This window comes from Pseudomonas sp. SZ40 (genome assembly GCF_052958135.1).
In genome coordinates this window covers 59,769-83,705 of record NZ_JBQWIF010000016.1, presented here as the reverse complement: position 1 = coordinate 83,705, position 23,937 = coordinate 59,769, and the positions used below count along the sequence as shown (strand labels likewise).

At 62.3% G+C, this 23,937-nt stretch carries 20 protein-coding genes; 8 read left to right on the top strand and 12 right to left on the bottom strand.

Going from position 1 to position 23,937, the window contains the following annotated elements; all coding sequences use genetic code 11:
- Positions 1-37: 37 nt before the first annotated feature.
- Positions 38-508 (bottom strand): MaoC family dehydratase, encoded by a 471-nt coding sequence (locus ACT9T4_RS14555; protein ID WP_042552150.1) that lies wholly within the window; start codon positions 506-508, stop codon positions 38-40.
- The gene (locus ACT9T4_RS14550) at positions 505-1,467 is read right to left on the bottom strand and encodes an alpha/beta hydrolase (protein WP_499117615.1); all 963 of its coding nucleotides are present in this window, start codon (positions 1,465-1,467) and stop codon (positions 505-507) included. The genes ACT9T4_RS14555 and ACT9T4_RS14550 overlap by 4 nt, the downstream gene beginning before the upstream one ends.
- A gap of 146 nt (positions 1,468-1,613) precedes the next feature.
- On the opposite strand from ACT9T4_RS14550, the gene fadD2 reads away from it, so the two are divergent.
- Both fadD2 and fadD1 read left to right on the top strand, forming a co-directional pair.
- Complete coding sequence (gene fadD2, locus ACT9T4_RS14545) at positions 1,614-3,302, top strand: long-chain-fatty-acid--CoA ligase FadD2 (protein ID WP_499117613.1); 1,689 nt, start codon at positions 1,614-1,616, stop codon at positions 3,300-3,302.
- Between the two features lie 411 nt (positions 3,303-3,713).
- Entirely contained in the window at positions 3,714-5,402 is a 1,689-nt protein-coding gene (fadD1, locus tag ACT9T4_RS14540) for a long-chain-fatty-acid--CoA ligase FadD1 (protein WP_499117612.1), read from the top strand.
- 159 nt (positions 5,403-5,561) lie between these two features.
- Here fadD1 and uvsE read toward each other — a convergent pair whose 3' ends face one another.
- The 6 genes from uvsE to ACT9T4_RS14510 form a co-directional block, all read right to left on the bottom strand.
- Positions 5,562-6,587: a UV DNA damage repair endonuclease UvsE gene (gene uvsE / locus ACT9T4_RS14535; protein WP_499117610.1), complete on the bottom strand. Its 1,026-nt coding sequence runs from the start codon at positions 6,585-6,587 to the stop codon at positions 5,562-5,564.
- Between the two features lie 67 nt (positions 6,588-6,654).
- On the bottom strand, positions 6,655-7,422 hold the full coding sequence (phnE, locus tag ACT9T4_RS14530; RefSeq protein ID WP_042552155.1) for a phosphonate ABC transporter, permease protein PhnE: 768 nt from the start codon (positions 7,420-7,422) through the stop codon (positions 6,655-6,657).
- Positions 7,419-8,246, bottom strand: a complete 828-nt coding sequence (locus tag ACT9T4_RS14525; RefSeq protein ID WP_042552156.1) for a PhnE/PtxC family ABC transporter permease — start codon at positions 8,244-8,246, stop codon at positions 7,419-7,421. The genes phnE and ACT9T4_RS14525 overlap by 4 nt, the downstream gene beginning before the upstream one ends.
- Positions 8,240-9,043 carry a phosphonate ABC transporter ATP-binding protein gene (locus ACT9T4_RS14520; RefSeq protein ID WP_042552157.1) on the bottom strand — a complete coding sequence of 268 codons (804 nt, stop codon included), beginning with the start codon at positions 9,041-9,043 and terminating at the stop codon, positions 8,240-8,242. The genes ACT9T4_RS14525 and ACT9T4_RS14520 overlap by 7 nt, the downstream gene beginning before the upstream one ends.
- A complete protein-coding gene (locus tag ACT9T4_RS14515) occupies positions 9,040-9,891 on the bottom strand; it encodes a putative selenate ABC transporter substrate-binding protein (RefSeq protein WP_042552158.1) in 852 nt (283 codons plus the stop codon). The genes ACT9T4_RS14520 and ACT9T4_RS14515 overlap by 4 nt, the downstream gene beginning before the upstream one ends.
- Before the next feature lie 189 nt (positions 9,892-10,080).
- Positions 10,081-11,385: an Nramp family divalent metal transporter gene (locus ACT9T4_RS14510; RefSeq protein WP_042552159.1), complete on the bottom strand. Its 1,305-nt coding sequence runs from the start codon at positions 11,383-11,385 to the stop codon at positions 10,081-10,083.
- A 199-nt stretch (positions 11,386-11,584) separates the two neighbouring features.
- Between ACT9T4_RS14510 and selD the strand changes: the two genes are divergently transcribed.
- Together selD and mnmH are read left to right on the top strand one after the other, a co-directional pair.
- Entirely contained in the window at positions 11,585-12,619 is a 1,035-nt protein-coding gene (gene selD, locus ACT9T4_RS14505) for a selenide, water dikinase SelD (protein WP_042552242.1), read from the top strand.
- Complete coding sequence (gene mnmH, locus ACT9T4_RS14500; protein WP_042552160.1) at positions 12,619-13,713, top strand: tRNA 2-selenouridine(34) synthase MnmH; 1,095 nt, start codon at positions 12,619-12,621, stop codon at positions 13,711-13,713. Before selD ends, mnmH begins: the two co-directional genes overlap by 1 nt.
- A 5-nt stretch (positions 13,714-13,718) precedes the next feature.
- On the opposite strand, the gene ACT9T4_RS14495 is transcribed toward mnmH, so the two are convergent.
- Positions 13,719-14,885 carry a cyanate transporter gene (locus ACT9T4_RS14495; RefSeq protein WP_179537672.1) on the bottom strand — a complete coding sequence of 389 codons (1,167 nt, stop codon included), beginning with the start codon at positions 14,883-14,885 and terminating at the stop codon, positions 13,719-13,721.
- Positions 14,882-15,784, bottom strand: coding sequence for a DMT family transporter (locus ACT9T4_RS14490; RefSeq protein WP_499117606.1), 903 nt, complete (start codon positions 15,782-15,784; stop codon positions 14,882-14,884). The genes ACT9T4_RS14495 and ACT9T4_RS14490 overlap by 4 nt, the downstream gene beginning before the upstream one ends.
- An 83-nt stretch (positions 15,785-15,867) precedes the next feature.
- Here ACT9T4_RS14490 and ACT9T4_RS14485 point away from each other — a divergent pair, with 83 nt between their 5' ends.
- Together ACT9T4_RS14485 and ACT9T4_RS14480 are read left to right on the top strand one after the other, a co-directional pair.
- Complete coding sequence (locus tag ACT9T4_RS14485) at positions 15,868-16,365, top strand: MarR family winged helix-turn-helix transcriptional regulator (protein WP_042552163.1); 498 nt, start codon at positions 15,868-15,870, stop codon at positions 16,363-16,365.
- Positions 16,366-16,379: 14 nt separating this feature from the next.
- Complete coding sequence (locus tag ACT9T4_RS14480) at positions 16,380-16,676, top strand: hypothetical protein (protein ID WP_042552164.1); 297 nt, start codon at positions 16,380-16,382, stop codon at positions 16,674-16,676.
- Positions 16,677-18,235: 1,559 nt separating this feature from the next.
- On the opposite strand, the gene ACT9T4_RS14475 is transcribed toward ACT9T4_RS14480, so the two are convergent.
- Positions 18,236-19,129, bottom strand: coding sequence for a LysR family transcriptional regulator (locus tag ACT9T4_RS14475; protein ID WP_042552165.1), 894 nt, complete (start codon positions 19,127-19,129; stop codon positions 18,236-18,238).
- Between the two features lie 94 nt (positions 19,130-19,223).
- On the opposite strand from ACT9T4_RS14475, the gene ACT9T4_RS14470 reads away from it, so the two are divergent.
- Complete coding sequence (locus ACT9T4_RS14470) at positions 19,224-20,390, top strand: MFS transporter (protein ID WP_499117603.1); 1,167 nt, start codon at positions 19,224-19,226, stop codon at positions 20,388-20,390.
- Between the two features lie 304 nt (positions 20,391-20,694).
- Here ACT9T4_RS14470 and ACT9T4_RS14465 read toward each other — a convergent pair whose 3' ends face one another.
- On the bottom strand, positions 20,695-20,970 hold the full coding sequence (locus tag ACT9T4_RS14465) for a hypothetical protein (RefSeq protein ID WP_499117601.1): 276 nt from the start codon (positions 20,968-20,970) through the stop codon (positions 20,695-20,697).
- Between the two features lie 854 nt (positions 20,971-21,824).
- Here ACT9T4_RS14465 and ACT9T4_RS14460 point away from each other — a divergent pair.
- The gene (locus ACT9T4_RS14460) at positions 21,825-23,840 is read left to right on the top strand and encodes an AAA family ATPase (RefSeq protein ID WP_499117599.1); all 2,016 of its coding nucleotides are present in this window, start codon (positions 21,825-21,827) and stop codon (positions 23,838-23,840) included.
- Positions 23,841-23,937: the final 97 nt, after the last annotated feature.

Below are 23,937 nucleotides of genomic sequence, written 5' to 3'. Positions count from 1 at the left end.
ACGCTGCGATGGCAACGCAGGTAGTTTCAACAGCCTGCTAGCCAATAGTGATCGGCGGCAGGGTCGCCAGCTCTACAGTAAGCGCTTTGCGTGGCGCAATGATTTCAGCCTCGCCATCGACCACCAGTTCATCGTTCTGGTTGAACACGCGGGTGGCGATCAGCACGCGAAATTTGGGGCGCTTTTCGAGAATTTCCAGGCGCACGGTGAGGGTGTCGCCCAGTTTCACCGGCTTCTGAAAGGTCATCTGCTGGCTGACGTAGATGGTGCCAGGGCCGGGCAGGGTGCAGGCCACCGCGGCGCTGATCAGCGCGCCACTGAACATGCCGTGGGCGATGCGCTCCTTGAACAGGGTGGTGGCTGCGTATTCGGCATCCAGATGCACCGGGTTGTGGTCGCCGGAAACGGCGGCGAACAGCAGGATGTCGCGCTCTTCAACGGTCTTGCTGTAAGTGGCGGTCTGGCCGACGTCGAGATCTTCGTAAGGGGTGTTGCTGCTCTGTGTCATGGAGTGGGTTCCTGAGGATGTAAGGGTCGCTGCTGGGGCTGCTCGAGCGTTTGTTCCAGCCAGTCGATCAGGTCGCGGGTGACCTCGTCACGATTGAGCTCGTTGAGCAGCTCGTGGCGGGCCTGGGGGTAGCGTTTGAGTGTGGTACGGGCATGCCCCGAGCGGCTCAGGGCGTCGGCCAGGTCTTGCAGGCGCTGGCCCTGGCTGACCGGGTCGTGGTCACCGCCGATGATCAGCAGCGGCAGCCTCGGGTCGATCTGTTTCAGGTTGGCGCTCGGCGTGATCCGCTGCAGGCCCTCGAGCAGATCGAGCCACAACTGGTTGCTGCAACGGAATCCGCACAGCGGGTCGGCGATGTAGCGGTCGACCTCTGCCGGGTCACGGCTGAGCCAGTCGAAAGCGGTACGGGCAGGTTTGCAGGCCCTGTTGAAGGCGCCGAACGACAGCCAGTGGATCAGCGCACTGCGGCCGTTCTTGCCTTGGCGCCAGCGCTCGAAGCGGGCAATCAGCGTGGCAGACGTGTAGAGGCGCAATGGCTGGTAGTTGGAGCCACTGAGAATCGCCCCTTGCACACCGCTGCTCTGGTGCATCAGATAAGCCATGGCGATGTAGCTGCCCATGCTGTGGCCGAACAGGAAGATGGGCGTCTGCGGGCACTGCTGACGAATATGGTGATTGAGCGTCGAGAGATCGCCGACCACCCGTGCCCAGCCATCCCGATCCGCGTAGTGACCCAGGCTGCCATGCTGCGCCGTCTGCCCATGGCCGCGCTGATCGTGGGCGTAGAGTTCGAAACCGGCCGCGACCAGTGCCTGGCCAAAACGGGCATAACGGCCGCTGTGTTCGGCCATGCCATGGGCGAGCATCACCACCGCCCTGGGCGCGCCTTCGGCACGCCAGTGGTTGACGTACAGAGGTACGCCATCACTGCTGTCGAGCCAGAAGGTGTGGTGCTGCATGGCAATTCCTTGAGCCTGCGGGTGGCGTGCATTGTAGACCGTGCAGGTGCTGAAATTCACGGTATTGATTGTAGGTTTGCGAGTAGCTGGTCGGCTGCTAAGTTCTCTGAGGCTCAATGATATTCAGGGAAATGAGGACAACAACAATGCAGCCTGATTTCTGGAACGATAAACGCGCCGCTGGCGTGCCCAACGATATCGACATGAACGCCTACGGGTCGGTGCTCGAGGTGTTCGAGCGCTCCTGCAGGGCCTTCGCGGACCGGCCCGCCTTCAGCAACCTGGGCAGAACCCTGAGCTATGGCGAGCTGGACAGGCTTTCCGGTGCTTTCGCCGCCTACCTGCAGCAGCACACCGACCTCGAGCCGGGGGATCGCATCGCCGTGCAGATGCCCAACGTGCTGCAGTACCCCATCGCCGTATTCGGGGCGATGCGCGCCGGGCTGATCGTGGTCAACACCAACCCGTTGTATACCGCCCGGGAGATGCGCCACCAGTTCAAGGATGCCGGCGTGCGTGCGCTGGTGTACCTGAACATGTTCGGCAAGCTGGTGCAGGAGGTGCTACCCGACAGCGAGATCGAGTACCTGATCGAAGCGCGCATGGGGGACCTGCTGCCCACGCTCAAGGGCTGGCTGGTCAACACCGTGGTAAAGAAGGTCAAGAAGATGGTGCCCGACTACCATCTGCCCCAGGCGCTGTCGTTCAAGCGGGTGCTTCGCGAGGGTGCCAGCCTATCGGTTCGCCCGGTCACCGCCACCCATGACGATATAGCCGTACTGCAATACACCGGCGGTACCACCGGAGTGGCCAAGGGCACCATGCTCACCCACGGCAACCTGATCGCCAACATGCTGCAGGCCGATGCCTGCATGTCCCAGCACGGGCCTGACGGCACTGCGCTGATGAAGCGTGGCCAGGAAGTGATGATCGCGCCGCTGCCGCTCTATCACATCTATGCCTTCACGGTTAATTGCATGTGCATGATGGTCAACGGCAATCACAACGTGCTGATCACCAACCCCCGGGACATTCCGGGTTTCATCAAGGAGCTGGGCAAATGGGACTTCTCCGCGCTGCTGGGGCTCAACACTCTATTCGTGGCGCTGATGGATCACCCTGATTTCAAGACGCTCGACTTCAGCCACCTCAAGGTCACCAATTCCGGCGGCACCGCGCTGGTCAAGGCCACTGCCGAGCGCTGGCAGAGCCTGACCGGCTGCGCGGTGGTCGAGGGCTACGGGCTTACCGAAACCTCGCCGATCGCCAGTGCCAACCCCTATGGCGAGCATGCACGGCTTGGCACGGTGGGCATTCCGGTGCCGGCCACGGCCTTCAAGGTCATCGACGACGACGGCAACGAGCTGCCGCTGGGCGAGCGGGGCGAGCTGTGCATCAAGGGGCCGCAGGTAATGAAGGGCTACTGGAATCGGCCGGAGGCCACCGCCGAGGTGCTGGACCGCGAGGGCTGGTTCAAGTCCGGCGATATCGCGGTGATCGATGAAGGCGGCTACGTGAGCATCGTCGACCGCAAGAAGGACATGATCATCGTCTCCGGCTTCAACGTGTACCCCAACGAGATCGAGGACGTGGTGATGGCCCACAGCAAGGTGGCCAGCTGCGCGGCGATTGGCGTACCCGATGAAAAATCCGGTGAGGCGGTCAAGCTGTTCGTGGTCAAGCGCGACGAGAGCCTGACGGCCGAGGAGCTCAAGGCTTACTGCAAGGACAACTTCACCGGCTACAAGGTACCTCGGCATATTGTCTTCCGGGACGCGCTGCCGATGACCAACGTGGGCAAGATCCTGCGGCGCGAGCTGCGCGACAATCCATAAGGGCTCCTGAAACCCCGACTGCGCGATGACATCCGGGAGCCCGTCCCGGGTGTCCTTCGCTCGCCCCAGGCAGTGCGAGCGAGGCCGATGAGCTGCAGCGGTCACTTCTCTTTGACGTACATCTGCGATTGCCAATCTGGTCCGGCAGGAAAAGCTGCAGGCGTCTATCATGGGCGTTGCCTGCCGTTCGATGATTTCTGCCAATCGATCACGAGTGAAAAAGTTTTGTGACCGTTTGTTTTGTTATGGTCATTTTCAGTACTGTCCGGCCTTTTCGAGCTCTGGTCGGTATCTGGCAACTCTGCTACTCTCGGCCCGCTTCGCGCCTCACAGGGGCGAACAGGCAGGCATACATACAACAAACAACCGCATACGCGGTGAAGACAAGCAGTTGCTTAGGAGTGGGTGTCCATGACCGAAAACTTCTGGACGGACAAGTATCCCGAGGGGATCGCGGCCGAGATCGATCCCGACCAGTACCCCAACGTTCAGGCGGTGCTGAAGCAGTCCTGCCAGCGTTTCGCCGACAAGCCCGCTTTCACCAATCTGGGCAAGACCCTGACCTACGGCGAGCTGTTCGAGCTTTCCGGTCACTTCGCTGCCTATCTGCAGCAGCACACGGATCTGCAGCCTGGCGACCGCATCGCCGTGCAACTGCCCAACGTTCTGCAATACCCGGTAGTGGTTTTCGGCGCGCTGCGTGCCGGGCTGGTGGTGGTCAACACCAACCCGCTGTACACCGCCCGTGAGATGGAACACCAGTTCAAGGATTCCGGCGCCAAGGCGCTGATCTGCCTGGCCAACATGGCCCATCTGGCCGAGCAGGTAGTCCCCAAGACCGGCGTGAAGACGGTGATCATCACCGAGGTCGGCGACATGCTGTCGCCAATCAAGCGCCTGCTGGTCAACGCCGTGGTCAAGTACGTGAAGAAGATGGTGCCGGCCTACAGCCTGCCTGCCGCCATCAAACTCACCGACGCCCTGAGTCAGGGCCGTGGCAAAGCCGTCAGCGAAGCCAACCCCGCCGCCCATGAAGTCGCCGTGCTGCAATACACCGGCGGCACCACCGGCGTCGCCAAGGGGGCGATGCTCACCCACCGCAACCTGATCGCCAACATGCTGCAGTGCCGCGAGCTGATGGGCTCCAACCTCAACGAAGGCAACGAGATCCTGGTGGCGCCGCTGCCGCTGTACCACATCTACGCCTTCACCTTTCACTGCATGGCGATGATGCACTGTGGCAACCACAACCTGCTGATCACCAACCCGCGTGATCTGCCGACCATGATCAAGGACCTGTCCAAGTTCAAGTTCAGCGGCTTCGTCGGCCTCAACACCCTGTTCGTGGCGCTGAGCAACAACGAAGGCTTCCAGAAGCTCGACTTCTCCAGGCTCAAGGTCACCCTGTCCGGCGGTATGGCGCTGCAGCAAGCGGCTGCCGAGCGCTGGAAACAGGTGACCGGCTGCGCCATCTGCGAAGGTTACGGCCTGACGGAAACCAGCCCGGTAGCGTCGGTGAACCCGATTACCAATATCCAGCTGGGCACCATCGGCATTCCGGCACCGTCGACCCTGTTCAAGGTGATCGACGATCAGGGCAACGATCTGGCGCTGGGGGAAACCGGCGAGCTGTGCATCAAGGGCCCGCAGGTGATGAAGGGTTACTGGCAGCGCCAGGAAGCCACTGACGAAGTGATCGACGCCAATGGCTGGTTCAAGACCGGTGACATCGGCATCATCCAGCCCGATGGCTACATCCGCATCGTCGACCGCAAGAAGGACATGATTCTGGTGTCCGGCTTCAACGTCTACCCGAACGAGCTGGAAGAAGTGCTGGTGACCCTGCCAGGCGTACTGCAGTGTGCCGCCATCGGCGTACCGGACGAGCGCTCCGGCGAGTCGATCAAGGTGTTCGTAGTGGTCAAGCCGGGCATGACCCTGACCAAGGAGCAAGTCCTGCAGCACATGCACGACAACCTCACCGGCTACAAGCGACCCAAGCAGGTCGAGTTCCGCGAGAGCCTGCCGACCACCAACGTCGGCAAGATCCTGCGCCGCGAACTGCGTGACGAGGAACTCAAGAAACTCGGCAAGAAGTAGCCCTGCGCGCTGTCACGAAAGGCCCTGCACTGCAGGGCCTTTCGCGTTGTGCGGGCGGCGCTTCCTCGACACTCGTCGCTTGGCGTTGAGCGAAGCGACACCCAGGGCAAATTCCCGGGTGTCGCTACGCTCGATCCAGGCTAAGCAAGCACACTCCGGTTACTCGGCTTTCAGATACCGCTCGTAAAACTCCAGGGTCGCCACGTTCTTGTCCTTGGACTCGAACATGATGTCGAAGCGGTCGAGGAATTGCATGACGTACTCGTTCGTCCACTGGTTCCACATGCGCGCGCTGTGGCCATAGAGCTCACGCTTCGGCACGACCTTCATCACCTCGGGCATTTCCAGCTTGCGCTCGGCGCTGAGCCCCAGCTCCTGCAGGCTTTCGTGTGGCTGCGAGAGGTGCATGGTCGGCCGTACGCCGCGCCAGCTGTCGATGATGCGCGCCACACGGTCAGCGTGCGGGTCGATGTAGTCGTCCTCATGGATCCAGCAGTGGTGCACGTCCAGCACCACCGGCGCCAGATCGGCCAGGGCCAGGCAGGCGTCGACGCCGTAGGTCTTCTCGTCGTTCTCGAAGGTGATGCAGTGGCGCGCTTCCTGAGACAGGCGCGCCCAGACGGCGCGAGTACCTTCACCACCCAGCTTGCCGGCGATGTGCAGGTTGCATTTGAAATCCTGAAACTGACGGCCGTAGCCCATCATGCGGATCATGTCGGCGTGGTACTCGAACTCGGCGATGCTGTTCTCGACCACATCCGGGCGGTCGGAGCCGAGCACGCAGTACTGGCCAGGGTGCATGGACAGACGAATATTCGCCGCGCGGGCGGCATCGCCTATCGCCGCGAAGCCTTCGATCAGGCGCCGCTGGATGGTCGGGTCCTGATAGAAGGCGCTGACCTTCGGGTGGCTGTAGAACGGCAGCAGGTCGCTGCTCAGGCGCAGCATCTGCAACGGCTTCGGCAGGCTCGCGACATAGGCGAGCAGACGCAGTTGAGCCTGCAGGTTGTGCTCGACGATCTCGACCAGCTTGGCGTGCGCGGCCGCCTGGGCGACGCTGTCCATCCAGCGCAGGGTGGTGGTGCGCGGGTTGAACGCCGCCTCGATGATTTTCAACTCGCCGGCCGGCAAGCTGCGATCAGGGTGGCGGTATTGGCAGGCGAAGCCGACGCGGGGTGACGACATGTGGAACCTCGGAAATGAAAAAGCGCTGTTCGGCATCGGACACTGACGACAGCGTGTGACTCACAGATTAGTTGCGCACCCAGCGTTGTCGCGTCCAGCCACTGAAGGCATCGACGGCGAGTACCAGCAGCACCATGGCTAGGATCACGGTGCTGGCCTGGGCCTCCTGGAACAGACTGAGGCTGACGTACAGCATCTGGCCTAATCCGCCTGCGCCGACGAAGCCCATGACCGCAGCCATACGGATGTTGTTTTCCCAGCGATACAGGGTGTACGCCAACAACTGTGGCCATAGGGAGGGCAGGGTCCCATAACAGAATGCCATCCAGGCCCCTGCGCCCTGTAGGCGGATAGCGGCCGCCGGTTCCGGTGGCGTGTTTTCCAGTGCTTCAGCGAATAGCCTGCCGAGCACACCGGTGGTGTGCAGGGCCAGGGCCAGGGTGCCGGCGTTGGGCCCCAGGCCAGCGGCCAGAACCATCAGAACGGCCCAGACCAGCTCCGGAATGGCCCGCAGCGCGTTGAGTAGCAAGCGCGTGACGCTTTGCAGCAGCCAACCCAGGCGACCGGCCGCGGGCAGGGCGAGGGACAGCCCCAGTACGGCGGCGAGCAGGGTGCCGAGTGCCGACATGGCCAAGGTTTCCCTGGCGCCTCGGACGGTGGCCTGCACGTGCTCGCTACTCAGGTCCGGGCTCATGAAGCGCAGCACGTAGCTACCCATCTGCGCCAGGCTGTCGCCGCTGAACAGGCCGAGCAGATCCAGGCCAAGATAGAGGAAGGAGCCGATCACCGCGGCGGTGATGGTCAGCAGCAGCAAGCCATTGCCCAGGCGCCTCATGCGAATCTGCCGCGCAGCAGGCGGCTGAGCTGGTCGGCCAGCAGCACCAGCATCAGGAAGGTCAGCAGCATGCTGGCGACTTCAGCACCGGCGAACATGCGCATGGACAGATCGATCTGCTGGCCGAGGCCTCCCGCACCGACGAAGCCCATTACCACCGAAGCACGCACGGCGCATTCCCAGCGGTACACCGTATAAGAGGTCAACTCGGCTGCCGCATTGGGTAACACCCCGTAGGCGAATGCCGCGAGGCGCCCGCTGCCCGATTGCAGCAGGGCATGCATCGGCCGTTGATCCACCGATTCGAATATTTCCGCATACACCTTGCCGAGCATGCCCGCATAGGTGATCGCGATGGCCAGCACGCCTGCGGTAGGGCCCAGGCCGACCGCGCGCACGAACAGCAATGCCCAGACAATTTCCGGAACGCTGCGCAGAATGATCAACAAGCCGCGTACTGGCCAGCGCAGCCCCTGACCGAGCAGGCTGGGCAGGCCACCACGCGACGCCGCCGACAGCGACAGGGCGCGACTGGCCAGCAGGCTCGCCGGCACCGCCAGCAACAACGCCAGAGCCATACCAGCAGTGGCAATGGCCAGCGTCTGCAGGGTGGCTTGCACCAGCAACGTGAGGAAGTCGGCATCGTGTGCCGGCGGCCAGAAACCCTCGATAAAATTACCCATCGACTGGGTGCTCTCCGGCTGCAGCAATACCGACAGATCCAGCTCGGCCAGCTTGATGCCCGGCCATAGCAGAGCAATGGCCAGCAGGCTCAGGAGCAGGCGTGAACGTGCTGCGGGATCGCGTCGATCACCTCTCAGCATCGTGGCGCCCAGGCGCTGGTGGACGGCTCGCTGTACGGGCGGGCTGGCGGGGCGAGCTGATCGTTGGCATACAAGGCATCCAGGCGCTGCCTGTCGACCTCGGCGGTACTCAGGTCAAAGACCACCTGCCCATCGCGGATGCCAAGCACCCGCGGGAAATGTGCCAGGGCCAGTTCGACCGAATGCAGGCTGGCTACCAACGTCACCTGACGGGTCCGTGCGTGGCTGCACAGGAGGGACAGGGTGTGTTCGGCCAAGCGTGGATCCATCGCCGACACCGGTTCGTCGGCAAGCAGCAGCGCTGGTGCCTGATACAGCGCCCGGGCAATACCGACCCGCTGCAACTGGCCGCCAGACAGCTGACCGCAGCGCGCGAACAGCTTATCGGCCAGATCCAGCTTGGCCAGCTCGGCACGGGCGCCTGGAATATCCAGCGGGTGCAGCAGATTGAGCAGACTCTTGAACAGACCCCACTGGCCTAGCTTGCCGGCCAGTACTGCCGTGAGCACCCGCTGACGCGAGGGCAGTGGCGGGGCCTGATGAATCAGCCCGATACGTGCGCGCAGGCGTTGTCGCTGGCCACTGGACAGCCGCCAGGGATGCTCGCCGAGCACCTGCACTTCGCCCGTGCTAGGTGCCAGCGCGGTAGCCAGCAGGTTGAGCAGGCTGGACTTACCGGCACCGGACGGACCTATGATGGCCACCTGCTCGCCGCGCTCGATGTTCAGGTGCAGATCGTGCAATGCCTGAACACCGTTGCCGTGCGTGAGGCCGATGCCGGACAGCCGCAGGGTCATTTCAGCAGGTCGGCCGCGCGGGCAGCTTCTTCGATGCCTTTGTAGTTCTCGGGTTTGGTGTCGATGAAGCGGCTCGCCGCCTGCAGGTCGAGAATTGCCTTGTGCTCCGGGTTGGCCGGATCGAGTGCCAGGAAGGCCTGCTTGATCTTCTCGGCCAGCGCCGGGTCGAGGGTGCCGCGTACCGTCCAGTTGTAGTCGAAATAGGTCGGCGTGGTGGCGAACACCTTGACCTTGCTGGCGTCGACCTTGCCACTGTTGACCAGCTTGTCCCACACGCTGGCATTGAGTACACCGGCATCGACCTTGCCAGCCTGCACCCAGGCGGCAGTGGCGTCATGGGCACCTGAATAGGCGACTCGGCTGAAAAAGGCTTCTGGCTTGATGCCGTCCTGAAGCATGAAGTAACGCGGCATCAGGCTGCCCGAGGTGGACGATACCGAGCCAAAGGCAAAGGTCTTGCCCTTCAGGTCAGCCAGAGACTTCACGCTCGGGTCCGCGGTAATGAATTTGCTGGTGAACTGGGCATCCTGCTCGCGCTGTACCAGCGGGATCGCATTGCCGGTCTTCAGATGCACCTGCACGAAGGTGAAGCCGCCCAGCCAGGCCAGGTCGAGGCGATCAGTGGCCAGCGCTTCGACCACTGCGGGGTAGTCCGCCACCGGGACGAACTCTACCTTCATGCCCAATTGCTGCTCCAGATAGGCACCCAGCGGCTTGAACTTGCGCAGCAGTTCGGTCGGCGCCTCATCGGGAATGGCCGAAACGCGCAGAGTTTCGGCTGCGAAGCTGGTCAGGGCGGAAACGGACAGGGCGAGGCCGGCGGCGAGCGCCAGGGTGCGCTTGAGCATGGGACTTCTCCGGTTCAATAGCGGAAAAAACGAGAGGGTGTGTGCGGCGTGCTTGCCTGTGCGGTGATGCGCTGGAACCGCTCCGCTGGGGCTGGATGGACGTAGGGGCTGCCTGTACGCGACACGCGCGAGGCAAGTATAGGGGCAGTCGCCGCCCGCGGCGAGCGCCGCAGGGGCGACCTCGCGGGCTTAGCCGATCAGTCGGATCAGTTCGTTCAGACAGAGCACCACGAACAGTGCGGCGGCGATGCCCAGCAGGCCGTTGGACAGCCAGCCCGATCGCCACTCCATCGGGACCCGTTTCGAGTTGAGCAGCCAGATCAGCGTGAGTGCCAGGAACGGCATGAAGAACGCGCCGAAGGCGCCGTAGGCGATCACAAGGCCGAATGGCCGGCCCAGAGTGAGCAGTATCATCGGCGGGAAGGTCAGCCATAGCACGTAGAAGCGGAAGGCAGGAGTTCTTTCCAGGTCCTGCTGCGCACCCTTGGCCTGCTCGCCGCCCTGAACCTGGCGTACGAAGTCGGCGAACAGTAGCGACACACCATGCCACACACCCAGGATCGAGGAGAAGGTGGTCGCGGCGAAGCCGACGAGGAACAGGATGGACACCACGCTGCCGAAGCGCTCACGCAGGATTTCATCCAGGTCGAGCAGGCCGCGGTCACCGCCGGCGAGGGTGACCTGTGCGGTATAAAGCAGCTCGGCGCCCACGATCAGCATCGAAATCACGAAGATACCGGTCGCTATGTAGGCTACGCGGTTGTCCAGCCGCATCATGCCCATCCAGGCCGGCGTACGCCAACCCTTGGCTTGTACCCAGTAGCCGTAGGACGCCATGGTAATGGTGCCGCCAACGCCGCCGATGAGGCCGAGCGTGTAGATCGCCGAGCCTTCGGGAATGGTCGGCATCAGTCCGGTCAGCGCCTGGCCGAGGTTCGGCATGACCAGAATGGCGAGACCGACGACGACCACGAACATGATGCCGATGAACAGCTTCATGACCGTTTCGAAAGCGCTGTAGCGGTTGAACAGGACGAATACTGCGCCCGCGATTCCCGATAACGCTCCCCACATCCAGAATGGCATCACGTCCGGGAACAAGGCGGCCAGAGGCAGCGCCGTGGCGCTCATCGCCGTGCCGCCGTAAACGAAGCCCCAGATCACTATGTAGATACCGAAGTACCAGTACGTCCATTTGCCCAGCGAGCGCCAGCCTTCGAGAATCGTTGATCCGGTCGCCAGGTGGTAGCGTGCCGAGCCTTCTGCGAGGGCAATCTTCACGATGCAGCCCACGATGGCTGCCCACAGCAGTGCATAGCCGAAGCGGGAGCCTGCGATCAGGGTCGCCACGAGGTCGCCGGCGCCTACGCCGGTAACCGCCACCACGATGCCGGGGCCGATGAGCTTCCAGCGGGCCGCCGTGCTGCTTGGCGGGGTCGCATCGTTTGGTTCTTCCAGCGAAGGTGCGCGCGTCTCATTTTTGTTGTCGGTCATGTCATCCTCCAGTATGCAGGCGCTTCGGCATGTATCTGGAGCATAGACAGTCGGTGAGGCGTTGCTCACTGCAGTGGCTTGCAAAGCGCGCCGGGCGGCAGCCTGCAAGAGGCCAGGAGCGGCTCGACTCGTTCCTTTGCTCCGCGACGGCGCCCCCGGGCTGGTAGAATTCGCCCCTCTTCACGTGCGAGGTATCTTCATGAGTGAGCCGATCCGCCTGACCCAGTACAGCCATGGTGCCGGTTGCGGCTGCAAGATTTCCCCCAAGGTACTGGAGGTGATCCTCGCAGGCAGCGGCGCCCAGAATCTCGACCCCAATCTATGGGTGGGCAATGCCTCCCGTGATGACGCCGCGGTGTATGCGCTGGACGAAGAGCGAGGCGTGGTCTCGACCACCGATTTCTTCATGCCGATCGTCGACGACCCGTTCGACTTCGGCCGCATCGCGGCCACCAACGCCATCAGTGATGTCTACGCCATGGGCGGCGACCCGCTGATGGCCATCGCCATTCTCGGCTGGCCGGTCAACCTGCTGCCACCGGAGGTCGCATGTGAAGTGATCCGCGGTGGTCGCGCCGTCTGCGATGCCGCCGGCATCCCGCTGGCCGGTGGGCATTCCATCGATGCGCCGGAGCCGATCTTCGGGCTAGCGGTGACCGGTGTGGTGAACAAGCGCCACATGAAGCGCAACGACACCGCCCAGGTCGGCGACACCCTGTATCTGACCAAGCCATTGGGTATCGGCATCCTCACCACGGCCGAGAAAAGGGCCAAGCTACGCGCCGAAGACGTCGGCCTGGCCCGTGACTGGATGTGCACCCTGAACAAGCCGGGCAGCCGTTTCGGCAAGCTCGAAGGCGTCACCGCGATGACCGACGTGACCGGTTTCGGCCTGCTCGGCCACCTGGTGGAAATGGCGGACGGATCGGGGCTCAGCGCGCGCCTGGACTACGCCGCCGTGCCGCGCCTGCCGGGCGTCGAGCACTACCTTGCCGAGGGCTGTGTACCGGGCGGCACGCTGCGCAACTTCGACAGTTATGGCGAGCGTATCGAGGCGCTCAGTGACGAGCAGCGCGACCTGCTCTGTGATCCGCAGACCAGCGGCGGTCTGTTGATCGCCGTCAGCGAGCAGAGCGGTGCCGAGTTCCTTGCGCTCGCCGCTGAGCTGGGGCTGGAGCTGGCGCCCATCGGTGTGCTGGTCGAGCGACAGCGTCACGCGGTAGAGGTGTTCTGATGCGTGACGACGCCCACAACTACCGCGAGCTGTTTCTCACCGATGTACCGATGATGGATACCCGTGCGCCGGTGGAGTTCGTCAAAGGTGCCTTTCCCGGTGTGCTCAACCTGCCTCTGATGACCGATCTGGAGCGGCAGAAAGTCGGCACCTGCTACAAGCAGCACGGCCAAGAAGCCGCCATCAAGCTGGGCCACCAACTGGTTGGCGGCCAGACCAAGGCCGAGCGTGTCGAGGCCTGGGCAGCGTTCGCGCGGGCCAACCCGCAGGGTTACCTGTACTGCTTCCGCGGCGGGCTGCGCTCGCAGATCGTCCAGCAATGGCTCAAAGAAGCCGGCATCGATTATCCGCGGGTGGTGGGTGGCTACAAGGCCATGCGCACCTTTCTGCTGGAAACCCTCGAGCAGGCGGTGGCGCAATGCCAGTTCGTCATGCTTGGCGGCATGACTGGCACCGGCAAGACCGACGTGCTGGTGCAATTGCCCAATGCGCTGGATCTGGAAGGCCATGCCAATCATCGTGGCTCCAGCTTCGGCAAGCGCGCCACCGCTCAGCCTGCGCAGATCGATTTCGAGAACGCTCTGGCCGTCGACATCCTCAGAAAGCGCGCAGCGGGTATCGAGCAATTCGTGGTCGAGGATGAAGGCCGTATCGTCGGCAGCTGCAATGTGCCGCTGGGGCTGTACCAGGGCATGCAGGGTTATCCGCTGGTCTGGCTAGAGGACTGTTTCGACAACCGTGTCGAGCGCATTCAGCGCGATTACGTGGTCGATCTTTGCGCCGAGTTCATTCGCGTGCACGGAGCGCAGCAGGGCTTCGACATGTTCGCCGAGCGCCTTTTGCAGAGCTTGAACAACATCCACAAACGTCTGGGGGGCGAGCGTCACCAGCGTCTTCTGGCGATCATGCAGGCCGCGCTGGCCGAGCAGCAGCGCAGCGGCAAGGTTGACCTGCACCGCGGCTGGATCGAAGGCCTGCTGCGCGAATATTACGACCCGATGTACGCCTATCAGCGTGACAGCAAGGCCGAGCGAATCGAGTTCGCCGGCGACGAAGCATCGGTCACTGCGTATCTGCGTGACCGACACGCCTGACCACCTCAGCCGGTTCGCGTGCGGAAGTGCCCGCTACCCGGCTTGAACCGCGCGGCCATGACCATCAGCGCCAGAGTGGCGACGGCCATGGCCAGCCAGCTCAGGCGCAGGTCGTCGGTGTACTGGCGCAGCAGGCCCGCCAGCAGTGGGGCGCAAGCGGCGATCAGGTAGCCGCCGCCCTGCACGAAGGCCAGCAGATCGCCGGTCTGGCGTGGGTCGTCGAGATGATCCTGGGCCACCACCAGTGACAGCGGGAACAGCGCGCCGATGCCGATGCCCACGAGGATGCAGATCGGCACGACCCACTGCAGCGGCGCGATCAGCAAACCAAGCAGCCCCGCCAGCAGTGATGCCAGCACCACGCCGAGCAGAATGCGGCGGTCCGCGAAGCGCGCCAGCAGGCTCGATGCCAGTAGCCCGGCGGTCACCTCGCAGAGTGTCAGTGCAGCCAGCAGCAGGCCGCTGGATTGGGCGCTCCACCCCAGGGCGGTGTAGTAGGGCGGCAACCAGGCCAGTACCAGGGTGTAGCCAGCGGTGCCCACCCCGAAGAAACTCAGCAGCAGCCAGGCGCGTGGCGAGCGCCAGAGATCCAGATGCGGCAGGTCGGCCGTTGTCGCAGGCGCTTCGCCCGGTGCGGCGCGCCACCACAGCGCGGCGGCTGCCAGGGCAGGCAGTGCCCAGGCCGCCAGTGCCCAGGACCACCCCAGCCATTGCGCCAGCAAGGGGGTGAGCGCCGCACCGAAGGCCGCACCGCCCATGATCGCGCAACTGTAGAAACCGATCAGGCGGCCGCTGTCCGCGGCGAAGCGCGCCTTGATCAACCCGGGCAATAACGCCTGCACGAAGGCGATACCGGCGCCGGCCAGCAATGCGCTGACGATCAGTGGCGTTGCCTCGGGCAGCAGCCCGCGTGCCAGGCAGGCCAGGGCGATCAGCAGCACGCCGAGGAAGATGCCAGTGCGCTCGCCGAAGTAGCGGCGCAGGGTGCTGGCCGCCAGTGCACCGAGGCCCATGATGACGATGGGCAGGCTGGTCAACAGGCTGGCACCAATATGGCCCAGGCCGCTGTCGAGCTGGATGCGGTCGAGCAGCGGGCCCACCGCCGCCAGTACCGGGCGCAAGTTGAGGCCGAGCAGCACGATAGCGATCAGCAGCAGCGACTGGCGTTTCATCGTTTGTTCTCCTGGGCACCACGCCAGGCCACCAGCAGCACGCCACCGACGATGCACAGCGCCGCCAGCAGCATGTTCAGGCTGCCGCGCTCGTCCAGCAGCGTCACCGCCATGGCCGCGCCCAGCATTGCCGCCACCGAGCCGATCTGGCTGAGATACACCGCGCCAGCGAGCTTCTGCAGCACGAAATACAGCGCGTAGACGATGGCGAACAATGCCATCTGCACCAGCAGCAGGGTGATCGCCAGGCCGCTGTCCAGGGTGGGGGCGAGCCTGACGTCGAACAGTGCCAGCGGCAGCAGGAGCAGGGCGCCGCCGAGCAACATGCCGGGCGCCAGCGACAGGGGGCTGGCACCCGTTGGCCAGTAGCGCGAACGGTAGATATTGCCCAGGCCCAGAAACACCGGCACGGCAAGCGCGGCGACTATCCATAGCAGCGGACTATCGCCACTGTGCAGCTTGTCCAAAGCCAGCAACAGGCTGCCGCCCAGACCAATGCAGATACCCAGCAGGCGCACGCGGCTCAGCGGCTCCATGCGCAGCGCCAGAGCCAGCAGGTAGGTGATCAGCGGCGGAAACGCCAGGCACATGGAGGCGAAGCCGGCACCGACGTGGGGAATCGAACTGAACAGCAGGCCATTGGGCAGGGCGATGCTGAGCAGGCCCGAGGCCAGGTAGTAGCGTTGCAGGCGAGGGGTCAGGCCGGGCGCTTCGCCACGCAGGCGGGTGAACACCAGCAACAGCAGGCCACCACCCAGCAGGCTCCACAACAGATAGGCCACCGGTGCCCAGCCCGCCGCACTGGCCAATTTCACCAGATTGCTGGTCAGCCCCATCAGTGCACCGATGGCGAGTAGCAGCAAGAGTGCCAGCAGGGGGCGTGAATTGGCAGGTGACATGGCTGGCCTCATCCGATGAATACGTTAAGATGGCAACATTCTTTTTGAAAAGTATCTTGATGGCAAGATAAATCGAGGGCGACATGCAAGATCGTGCACAACTGGCCGCCGCGCAGTGGCAACAGCAACGCCCGGATCTGGACGGGTTCTCCATGGCGGTGATCGGTCGGCTGGGTGAACTGTCCCAGGTGATCAGCCGTGATCACCTGCTGCCGTTCTTCGCCGCGCACGGCCTGCAGGCCGGTGAGTTCGACCTGCTCGCCACCCTGCGCCGATCAGGCGAACCCTACGCGCTGATGCCCACAGCGCTGTACGAGAGTGCGATGATTTCCTCGGGCGGCATGACCAGCCGCATCGACCGCCTGGAAAAGGCCGGGCTGATCGAACGCCGCCGCCACCCCAGTGACCGTCGCGGCATTCTGGTGGCGCTGACGCCGGCAGGTTTTGAACTGATCGACAGCATGCTCGGTGCCCACGTCGATAACCTGCAGCGCGTTCTGGCTGCCCTCAGTGACGAGGAAAAACAGCAGCTGCATGCACTCACTGGCAAACTGCTGGGCAACCTGCAACCGGTTGAATGAAAGGAAGCGAGCCCATGTCGCTCACGGCATTGATCATCGGCGTGATTGGCCAGTTGTTCTTCGCAGGCCTGCAGGGCCTGATCGTGGTCTTTTCCGCCGCGGCGCTCGCCAACAACAGCGAACTGACACCCTTCCAGGATCGCCTGCTGGCGAGCCTGATGCTTCTGCTACCAGCTGTCTCGATCTTTACCGCGTGCCTGCTGATCGTCGGCTACCTGAACACGGCGCCCTGGCTGTCCAACCTGTGGCATTTGCTGCCAGTCACAGGCTTCGGGTTGTACCTGCTGTTTCTGCTCTATGTGAATCACTGATGCAGCACGTAGGGTGGACGACGCCTTATCCGTCCACCATTGGGTGGTAGAGGCGCTGCATCACTAGCACGCGATCCACCATATGCTTCGTGGGAACGGGCCATGCCCGTGATTTCGCGCGCATGGCGCGCTCCCACAAAGGCGCTGCAACCGTCAGTCGTAGGGTGGACGACGCTTTATCCGTCCACCATTGGGTGGTAGCGGCGATGCATCACTAGAACGCGATCCACCATACGCTTTGTGGGAACGGGCCATGCCCGTGATTTCGCGCGCATGGCGCGCTCCCACAAAGGCGCTGCATCTATCCGTCGTAGGGTGGACGACGCTTTATCCGTCCACCATTGGTTGGTGGCGGCGATGCATCACTAGAACGCGATCCACCGCACGGTCTGTGGGAACGGGCCATGCCCGTGATTTCGCGCGCATGGCGCGCTCCCACAAAGGTGGTGCAACCATCCGTCGTAGGGTGGACGACGCTTTATCCGTCCACCATTGAACCGTTGCAGCGCTGTATCACTAGAATGCGATCCACCGTACGGCCTGTGGGAACGGGCCATGCTCGTGATTTCGCGCGCATGGCGCGCTCCCACAAAGGTGCTGCAGCCATCAGTCGTAGGGTGGACGACGCTTTATCCGTCCACCATAGGGTGGCGGCGATGCATCACTAGAACGCGATCCACCGTACGGTCTGTGGGAACGGGCCATGCCCGTGATTTCGCGCGCATGGCGCGCTCCCACAAATGTGCTGCAGCCATCAATCGTAGGGTGGACGACGCTTTATCCGTCCACCATTGAACCGTTGCAGCGCTGTATCACTAGAATGCGATCCACCGTACGGCCTGTGGGAACGGGCCATGCCCGTGATTTCGCGCGCATGGCGCGCTCCCACAAAGGCGCTGCAACCGCCAGTCGTAGGGTGGACGACGCTTTATCCGTCCACCATTGAACCGTTGCGGCGCTGGATCATTAGAATGCGATCGCGATCCACCGTACGGCCTGTGGGAACGGGCCATGCCCGTGATTTCGCGCGCATGGCGCGCTCCCACAAGGGTGGTGCAACCGCCAGTCGTAGGGTGGACGACGCTTTATCCGTCCACCATTGAACCGTTGCGGCGCTGGATCACTAGAACGCGATCCACCGTACGGCCTGTGGGAACGGGCCATGCTCGTGATTTCGCGCGCATGGCGCGCTCCCACAAAGGTGCTGCAAACGTCAGTCGTAGGGTGGACGACGCTTTATCCGTCCACCATTGAACGATTGCGGCGCTGGATCACTAGAACGCGATCCACAGTACAGTCTGTGGGAACGGGCCATGCCCGTGATTTCGCGCGCATGGCGCGCTCCCACAAAGGCGCTGCAGCCATCAATCGTAGGGTGGACGACGCTTTATCCGTCCACCATTGAACCGTTGCGGCGCTGGATCATTATAGCGCGATCCACCGTACGGCCTGTGGGAACGGGCCATGCCCGTGATTTCGCGCGCATGGCGCGCGCCCACAAAGGTGTTGCAGCCATCAGCCAGATCGCTCCGCCCGCTCCCGTACGGTCAGTTCTGCGCCTACAGCCGGTGATGCTCGACCAGAAAATCCACGAACAGCCGCACTCGCGCCGGCATTGCCGAGCCGCCCACGAACACCGCGTGAATAGGTTCCCGGTCGCCCGGGTTCCAGGCTTCCAGCAGCGGTATCAGGTCACCGCGCTGCAGATCCTCGCTCACGCTGAACTCGCCAATGCGGGCGATGCCGGCACCTACCCGTGCGAGTTGTGCCAGCGCTTCACCGCTGCTGCATTCGATGTTGCCGCTGACCTTCATGAAAAACTCGTTTCCCTCGCGCACGAACGGCCAGTTGGGCTCGGCACGGCGAAAGTTGAAGCGCAGGCAGTTGTGCTTCAACAAATCTTCCGGCTCCTGGGGCGTGCCGTGGCGCTGCAGATACTCGGGCGAGGCCACCACCACCTGGCCGGTGTCGCCGATCTTGCGCGCGGTCAGTGGGCTGTCGGGCAGATGGCCAAAGCGCACCGCCACGTCCGCCTGGCCGCCAAGAATGTCGACCACTTCGTCACCCAGGGTCAGGTCGACGGTGATGTTCGGGTAACGCGCGCTGAAGGCCGCCACCAGGGGAACGATGGCCAGCCGCCCATGGCCAAGGGCGGCGCTGACCCGCAAGCGGCCCCTGGGTACGCCCTGGTCGGCGATGGCGTCTTCGACCTCGGCCATGTCCGCCAGGATACGCCGGGCGCCGCGCAGGTAAGCCTCGCCCTCGGTGGTGAAGGTGATCGCCCGGGTGGTGCGTAGCAGCAAGCGAGTGCCAAGACGCTGTTCGGTACGCGCGATGATCCGACTGACCGCCGAGGGTGTCAGCCCCAATGCACGCGCGGCGGCCGACAGGCTGCCTTCCTGCGCCACCGTGACGAACACGCCCATTTCACCTGACCGACCGTTGAAGTCCATTTGTGCTCCGTAAGCAAAGGTGCTTTCCAGAAATGCCATCTACCGCATGAAAAGGCTTGATCGTAGCATTCGCAGCATAGATAAGGAGCCTCTCATGCAGATCAATCCACCCCTCGTAGCACTCGCCATTGGTGCCTTCGGCATCGGCGTTACCGAGTTCGCCCCCATGGGCATGTTGCCGAGCATCGCTGCGGATCTTGGCGTATCCATTCCTGCCGCAGGCCTGCTGGTCAGTGCATACGCCCTGGGCGTACTGCTCGGCGCGCCGCTGATGACCCTGACCACCGGCAGAATTCCCCGGCGCTATCTGCTGATCGGCCTCATGGCGATCTTCACCCTGGGTAACCTGATGTCCGCCCTGGCGACCGATTACTACAGCCTGATGGTCGCCCGGGTGGTCACCTCACTGAACCATGGCGCGTTCTTTGGCGTCGGCTCCATCGTCGCCGCCAGCGTGGTCGCCCCGGAAAAACGTGCCGGCGCGGTGGCGGCGATGTTCATGGGCCTGACCCTGGCGACCATCGGTGGCGTACCGCTGGCTGCCTGGTTTGGCGAAGTGTTCGGTTGGCGCACCGCATTCTGGGGGATCACCGGCCTCGGCGTGGTGGCCATGGCCGCATTGTGGTTCGCCTTGCCCAACCTGCCGGCGCCGAAAAGCGTCGGTGTAATGGCCGAAGTTCGCGCGCTGGGCCGTGGCCCGGTGCTGGGGGCGTTGGCCCTGACCGTAGTTGGCTCGAGCGCGATGTTCACCGTATTCACCTATATCGCGCCGATCCTCAGCAGCGAGACCCACGCGTCCACCGCCTTTATCACCGCCATGCTGGTGCTGTACGGCGTGGGTCTCACGCTGGGCAATATGTGGGGTGGCAAGGCCGCCGACCGCTCCATCGACCGCACCCTGATCGTTTCGCTGAGCGTGCTGATTATCGTCTTGCTGGCGTTCACCGTACTGATGCGCTGGCCGCTGCCAGCCGCCGTGGCCATCCTGATCTGGGGCATCGCCAGCTTCGCCATCGTGCCGCCGCTGCAGATGCGCGTGATGGAAGCGGCCAAGGGCGCCCCCAACCTGGCCTCGGCGGTGAATATCGGTGCCTTCAACTTCGGCAACGCGATTGGTGCGGCACTGGGCGGCGCGGTGATCAACGCAGGGCTGGGCTATCCGGCGATTTCCCTGGCGGGTGCTGCGATGGCGGGGCTGGGGCTATTGATGGTGCTGGGCTTTGCCTGGCGTTCCAAGGCCGTAGCCGCTGCGGTGGTTTGAGAGAGGGGAGATCAATCCTGTGGAGTCCGGTTCAATGGCGTTGCTTGCGCTAGCCGTAGTGGGTTGGCAGAGCGTCAAACCGGATGTAAATACTTTGCAGCGGCGCGCGCAGACCGCAATTGGCGAACCCGTGAGTCAAGTCTCCAACGTCCGTAGCGGCGGCCAGTCGACCTATTTCAACGCTCACACCACTCCCTCGATCGTTACTCCCCAATTATCGCTTTGCCCCAGACTCGCCTGAACGCTTGGCAATGACAGACGCCAGTATGGAGCGGGCAGGGCAACTGCCTGCCCGCTCCAATCCTTACCCCTGACGCGCTTCCCGCACTGCGGCCTTGTGAGCGGCCCGGACCAGATCCCAGGCATCTGCGCTAAGCAGATACGCGGCTTCGCTTATGTGTTGCACGTCCAGAGCGTCTGCCTGGGTGATGTTCATGGCGGCGAGACTATGCAGCAGACCGCACACCGCTCTGAGGCGCTGCTCGACGCTTTCCTGCAGGTCCATGTACGAGCAACTGCCATCGATCAGCATCACCGCTGTCGTGGTTGGGTTGCTGGAGAGTGGGAGGAGGTCAGTCATGCTCGGCCCTCCTGCGCGCCTGGTTGATTGCCCGACGACAGAGCGCGATCAGTTCGCTGAGCAGCCCAGCCAATAATGTTGCCCGGGCAATCCGCCGTAGCCTGTATCCGGCAATCATCGGCCACATGGCTTGGCAACGGGTTTGGCGGCGTTGGGAAGGGGATAACGACAGACTCAAAGCGGCTCATGCAGCACCTCCAGAACGGAAGCCGACACGACAGCCAACAGCCCAGGGCGGGGCCCTTGGATAAAAAGGGGAAAATGCATAATCCTTATGCTCCTTCGTGAATTTAAGGAGCCGCCAACCAACCTTCCTACGGGTATGGGTGGCGGACCGTGCAAGGGTAGGAATACCGGCCACGAAGGACGCCGGCCAGGCCGAAGCCTGCCTCACACGGCCCGCCATAAATGCACGAGAAAACAGCAGGCACAAAAAAAGCGCCTGCTCTCGGCTATGGCGCTACCGCGCCTTCGTGGAAAACGGGTTCCTACACCCGGTCACGGGATTTACCGTGACGGGGGGACTGTAACTTGGCGGGGAGGAGGTGGGCAAGGTTTGAGGGCGGGGGAGCTGAGGGACTGCTATCGGCCAATAGCTGCCTGCCGTAACTGCCTGAAATCGACCCAAAGCTGCCTTTAGCCAGCGTCGGAAACCTGACCGATACAAACTGCCAAATGCGTCAGTGTCAGCCCTAGCTCCCAGAAATGAGGCTTTGAGCGCCTCTGGTCTAAGGCGCTCCTTCTAGAATAGTATCGATCTGACTGAGACATGAGGTAAGTCCGGCGCTATACGGCTCATGGCGTGCTCCAATTCGATCTTGGAGACCACTGGAAGGTATTGAGGAGAACGTTGTATGCGGTTGAAGCGGGCAAGAGTCACCAACTATCGAAGCATCATTGACACCGATTGGTTCGATGTGGAAAGCGCTAAGACAATTTTTGTGGGCCCGAATGAGGCCGGCAAGTCGGCAATACTCCAGGCCCTCCAGCAAATCAATCCTCCGCAGAATGTGCCCAAGTTTGATGCTCTTCGTGACTATCCGCGTTCCAAATACAACGACATCACTACTGGACGTGTTGACCCAAAGAGCGTGAAGGTAGTTGAGGTCGAGTTTGAGCTGGATGACGAAGACCGCGCCGCCCTTCCGGAGGCCATGCGTGGGGTGACGTACGTTTTCGGCAGAAGGCTGGATAACTCTGCCTGGAATACGCTACATGATGCCCCTGAGACTCCCACCTACGCCTCTATTTCAAAAGACCTGACGCGCCTGTGCGCTCATATTGATCCTCGCGCTAAAACAACTGCTCCCGAAGGGCCTGCACCGAGCGAGGATTTGGCGGCGGTAACTTCGGGATGGACTAGCACTACTACCATAGATGGAGACCGAGCTAAGCCACTCAAGGCATGGCTGGACAAAATCCTACCGCTAGTTGACGAGGGTAGCGAAGCTGAAGAAGAGCGGTTCGACAAACTAGTCGAAGTTACTAACGCTCACCTCGACCGAGTCACTGCGTTAGAGACACTGGACAAGCGTAAACCGGTGTTCGTGCTATTTAACAACTACTATCGAGTTAAGCCATTAATCCAACTCGATCATCTAGCCCAGCGCCTCGCCAGCAACCTATTGGACGACGATCAATATGACTATGGCAACGTTTGCCTCCTGAAGTTGTTGGGCTTCACTGCTCAGCAACTCTCCGATCTCGGGAAAGCAGCGCCGCCACCGGCGAACAACGCCGCAGCTCTTCAGAGCTACCGTGACCAATTGGACAATCGTAGTTACCAACTGAATGCCGCCAGCGTGCAGTTGACCGACGAAATACGATCCGTTTGGCGTCCTCGGGTAGGACGAGCCGAGGCTGATAAACTCCGTATCTCAGCCGACGGGCAGTATCTCAAAGTGGTTGTGGAGGATGACCTCGGTGTCGAGATCGAACTGCATCAGCGCTCCGAGGGGTTCCAATGGCTAGTTTCATTCTTTGTGGTGTTCTTCGCCGAGGCTGCCGGCAAACACAACAACGCTATCCTGCTGCTGGATGAGCCAGGTCTATCCCTTCATGGGCTAAAGCAGCGCGAGTTTCGCTCGACAATTGGTCGACTTTCTGAAGGCAACCAGACGCTCTATACCACCCATTCTCCCTTTCTGGTAGGCCCTGACGAACTGGATCTAGTTCGGGTGGTAGAAATGGCTGATCGCAAGGCCGGCACTAAGGTGCATACGACAGTTGCCTCGGGCGATCCAGCGGCACTGTTGCCACTACAGGAAGCCTTGGGTTATGACCTAGCGCAGAGTCTATTCACTCAGGAGCGGAACTTGGTACTGGAGGGACTAACAGACTACTGGTATCTGGAGGCAACCTCTGCGCTGCTGCACGCGGCTAACCTTATCAGCCTGAACGATAAAATCGCTCTTATCCCAGCTGCCAGTGCGGGGAAGGTGGTGTATTACGCCACCATACTCTATGCACAGAATTTCAAAGTGGCGGCGCTACTGGATTCTGATACGGCCGGTGACCAGGCGGCACAGCAGGAGACGCTGGTTCACACTATCGGCAACAAAAGTATCCTGCGGACTAAGGACGCCTATTCTGGCCCTGTCGCCAAGCCAGAAGTTGAAGATCTTCTGCGCGATACCTTGATCAAGATTGCCAAGGAATCGCTAGATATTGATGTGACCAGCGAGGCTGCAGCACAACCGGCCCGCCCGATCATTGACCTACTCAGTTCCGCGAGCAGCAGTTTTTCGAAATACAAGTTGGGTAAGGCATATATCCGTTGGACACGTGAACATAGTGCTAATGACTTGACAGACGTCGAACGCAATCATTTCAAGACCCTGATCGAAAAGATCAATAAAGTTCTGAAATAGGTTCATCAGTCAAATGTACTCGGAGGAACCCGCTTAGGCGGTTTTTTTGGTTGCCAGACCGATTTGTACCAAGCCTCTAAGAGCCCCCCAAGGACTG